This window comes from Streptomyces sp. NPDC055140, assembly GCF_053607285.1.
Map to the genome: position 1 here is coordinate 1 of NZ_JBSGTG010000116.1, position 4,073 is coordinate 4,073.

General features: G+C 72.4%; 3 protein-coding genes. All 3 read right to left on the minus strand.

What is annotated here, in order from left to right; all coding sequences use genetic code 11:
- Positions 1-47: 47 nt before the first annotated feature.
- Positions 48-2,285, minus strand: coding sequence for a 1,4-alpha-glucan branching enzyme (glgB, locus tag ACWFR4_RS47870; RefSeq protein ID WP_453658165.1), 2,238 nt, complete (start codon positions 2,283-2,285; stop codon positions 48-50).
- Entirely contained in the window at positions 2,282-3,703 is a 1,422-nt protein-coding gene (locus ACWFR4_RS47875) for a maltokinase N-terminal cap-like domain-containing protein (RefSeq protein WP_453467254.1), read from the minus strand. The genes glgB and ACWFR4_RS47875 overlap by 4 nt, the downstream gene beginning before the upstream one ends.
- 152 nt (positions 3,704-3,855) lie before the next feature.
- On the minus strand, positions 3,856-4,073 hold a 218-nt coding region (locus tag ACWFR4_RS47880; RefSeq protein WP_453658167.1), incomplete at its 5' end, for an alpha-glucosidase C-terminal domain-containing protein.

Sequence of the window (4,073 nt, forward strand, 5' to 3'; positions counted from 1 at the left end):
TCGCCCGCGCTCTGCGCGGGCGACGCGGCGTCCGGTGCGGGCCCTGGTCACGCGGGCCTGAGCCACACCGTCGCGAGCGGCGGCAGCGTGAGCCGGACACTTGCCGGACGCCCGTGGGCCCCCTGGGCGTCCGGCTTGACCGGGTCCGGGTTGCCGACATCGCCGCCGCCGTAACGGGCCGCGTCGGTGTTGAGGACCTCGTGCCAGGCCGGTACGTCGTCGGGGGCGCCGAGCCGGTACTCGCGGCGGACCACCGGCGAGAAGTTGGACACCGACATGAGCGGGCTGCCGTCGGCGGCGCGGCGCAGGAACGCGAACACGTTGTCCTGCGCCGCGTCACCGACGATCCACTCGAAGCCCGCCGGGTCCATGTCCCGCTGCCAGAGCGCCGGTTCGTTCCGGTAGACGGCGTTCAGGTCGCGGGTGAGGTCGCGGACACCGCGGTGGTCGGGCTCGGCCGGGTACGACGGGTCGAGCAGCCACCAGTCCGGGCCGTGCGCCTCCGACCACTCGGCTCCCTGCGCGAACTCCTGCCCCATGAACAGGAGTTGCTTGCCCGGGTGGGCCCACATGAAGCCCAGGTAGGCGCGGTGGGTGGCCCGCTGCTGCCACCAGTCGCCGGGCATCTTGGACACCAGGGCCTTCTTGCCGTGCACCACTTCGTCGTGCGAGATCGGCAGGACGTAGTTCTCGCTGTACGCGTACACCATCGAGAAGGTCATCTCGTCGTGGTGGTAGCTGCGGTGGACCGGGTCGTGGGACACATAGCCGAGCGAGTCGTGCATCCAGCCCATGTTCCACTTCAGGCCGAAGCCGAGACCCCCGAAGCCGCCCGGCCCGATGTGGTGGGTCGCCCGGGTCACGCCGTCCCACGCCGTCGACTCCTCGGCGATCGTCACGACGCCGGGGATCCTGCGGTACAGCGTCGCGTTCATCTCCTGGAGGAACTCGACCGCGTCCAGGTTCTCCCGGCCGCCGTACTCGTTCGGCGACCACTGGCCGTGTTCGCGCGAGTAGTCGAGGTAGAGCATGGAGGCCACGGCGTCGACCCGCAGGCCGTCGATGTGGAACTCCTCGCACCAGTACACGGCGTTGGCCACCAGGAAGTTGCGGACCTCCTTGCGGCCGTAGTCGAACTCGAGGGTGCCCCAGTCGGGGTGGGCGGCGCGCAGCGGGTCCTCGTGCTCGTACAGGGTGCGGCCGTCGAACTCGGCGAGGGCCCAGTCGTCGCGCGGGAAGTGGGCCGGCACCCAGTCCATGAGGACGCCGATGCCGGCCTGGTGCAGCGCGTCGACCAGATGCCGGAAGTCGTCGGGTGTGCCCATGCGGGCCGTCGGGGCGTAGAAGCCGGTGACCTGGTAGCCCCACGACCCGCCGAAGGGATGCTCGGCCACCGGCATCAGCTCTACGTGCGTGAACCCCAAGTCCGTCACATAGCGGGGCAGTTGATCGGCAATCTGGCGGTAGGTGAGGCCCGGACGCCAGGACGCGAGGTGGATCTCGTAGACCGAGAACGGGGCCTCGTGCGCGGGCGGGGTGCCGCGGCCGGCCATCCACGCGTCGTCGTGCCAGGTGTGGTGCGACGCGTCGATGACGGAGGAGTTGGCGGGCGGGACCTCCGTGCGGCGGGCCAGCGGGTCCGCGCGCATCGTCTTCGAGCCGTCCGGGCGGGTGATCTCGAACTTGTACAGCTCACCCGCGCCGAGCGACGGGACGAAGAGCTCCCAGATCCCCGTGGAACCCAGCGAGCGCATCGGGTGGCCGGTCCCGTTCCAGTAGTTGAAGTCGCCCACGACGCGCACCCCTTGGGCGTTGGGCGCCCAGACGGTGAAGCGGGTGCCGGTGATGCCCTGATGTGTCATGGGGTGCGCGCCGAGCGCCTGCCACAGCTGCTCGTGACGGCCCTCGCCGGCCAGATGCAGGTCGAAATCGGAGAGCGCGGGCAGCAGCCCGTACGGGTCCGGCGTCTCGTGGTCGGCGCCCTCGTAGGTGACCAGGAGGCGGTACTCGTCCGGGGGCGCGGGCAGGTCGACGAGGCCCGAGAAGAAGCCGTCGCCGTCGTCGTGCAGCAGGACCCTGAGGCCGTCCGCCACGACCGTGACCGTGCGGGCGTACGGGCGCAGCGCCCTGAACGCCGTGCCGGTGGGCGTGGGGTGCGCGCCCAGGGTGGAGTGCGGGTCGTGGTGGGTGCCGGCGAGGAGGCGGTGGCGGTCGGCGGCGGGGGTGGGGGCCGGGGCGGCGGTGACGGGTGTCGGAGGTGTGGAGCGGGAGGGGTCGTGCGTCACGGGGTGGCCTCCTGGCTCGGGGTCGACATGGGGTGCTGCGGTGCCGCGTCTCCGGGGCGGGGGCGCGGCATGCCGGAGGCCTCCGCGGCGAGGCGCTCGATCGCCGAGAGGGGGATCGGCAGCCAGTCCGGGCGGTGATGGGCCTCGTAGACGGCTTCGTAGACCGCCTTGTCCGTCTCGTAGGCGCGCAGCAGGACCGGGTCCGTGCGCGGGTCGTCACCGGCGGCCTGCGCGTAGCCCGCGCAGTACGCGTCCCGGCACCGGCGCGCCCAGTCCGGCGCCCACGGCCGGTTCGTGCGGGCCGCGTAGTCGAAGGAGCGCAGCATGCCGGCCACGTCCCGGGCGGGCGGGTGCGGCAGCCGGCGTTCGGGCAGGGGGCGGGAGGGCTCGCCCTCGAAGTCGATGACCGACCAGGCGCCCGCGGGCGAGCGCAGGCACTGGCCCAGGTGCAGGTCCCCGTGGACGCGCTGGGCGGTGCGGGGGGTCGTGTCGGCCGCGAGGGCGTCGAAGGCGATGTGCAGCGCGGGTGCGTAGGGATGGAGCGCCGGTACGGCCTGGACCGCCTTGTCGAGACGGTCCTTCATCGACTGCGCCAGCTGCACGGTGTGGGCGCGGCCCAGGGTGACCGTCGGCAGGGCGTGCGCCAGGGCGAGGTGGATCTCGGCTGTCGCGCGGCCGAGCTCGCGGGCCTCGTGGCGGAAGTCCTGCCCCTTGGACAGTTCGCCGAGCGCGAGGTCCCAGCCGTCCGTCGCGCCCGTGAGGTAGGGCTGGAGCAGGCCGAGCGAGAGCGGGTCGCCGTCCGTCGTCTCGAACCACGCCACCGGGGCGAGCGCGCGTTCGCAGCCCTCGTCGGCCAGCGCGCGCTGGAGTTCCAGGTCCGGGTTGAGGCCCGGAGTGACGCGGCGGAACACCTTGAGGATGAACGTATCTCCGTAAATGATCGACGAGTTGGACTGCTCCGCGTCGAGGGGGCGGGGGGCGAGGCCCGGCGGGATCGGGGTCTCGCCGTCGTGCGCGAAACGGAGTCCGTCCAGGCGGCCCGGGTGGCGCAGCCGTTCCAGGAGAAGGTCCGTCAGGCGGGGGTCGAGCAGGGCCTCGTAGACCGTGCGCCCGGCGAGGGGCCCTTGCGTGACGTGGCCGATGAGGGCCGGCGCCAGGTACGGGGGCAGTGACTCCCTTACGCCCAGCAGGAGTTGGTACGTGTCCTGGGTGGGCTCGATGCGCAGAAGGGCGTGGATCAGGCCCGGCTGCCGAGCCGTGGCCGGCAGCAGGTCCGTCGCGGCGAGCAGGGTGAGGGCGGGTGCTGTTCTGCCCGCGAACCAGCGTTGCCGGGGCAGCCACGCGCGCAGGAGCGGATCGAGCGAGGCGAGCAGCTCGGGTCGCGCGGTCGGGCCGGTTCGGGTGACGGCATCCGGCATGACGTCACGTCCTTTCCCCGGGGCGGGCCGCGACTGGGTGCGGGGCGGCGTCCCGGAAATGCGGCAGAGGCAGTACGTGCGGGACGTGTCGGGGTGTGTGGTGATGGGTGCCCAGGGAGGGGCGGTGGAAACCGGCCCTCCCCGGGCGGCGGTCAGGCGTCCTTGCGCAGCCGGAACCAGTAGAAGCCGTGACCTGCGAGGGTGAGGAGATAGGGCAGTTCACCGATGGCCGGAAAGCGCACCCCGCCGATCAGCTCGACCGGGTGGCGGCCGCTGAAGGCCTGGAGGTCGAGTTCGGTGGGCTGGGCGAAGCGCGAGAAGTTGTGCACGCACAGGACGAGGTCGTCCCCTTCTTCCCCTGATCGGGGGG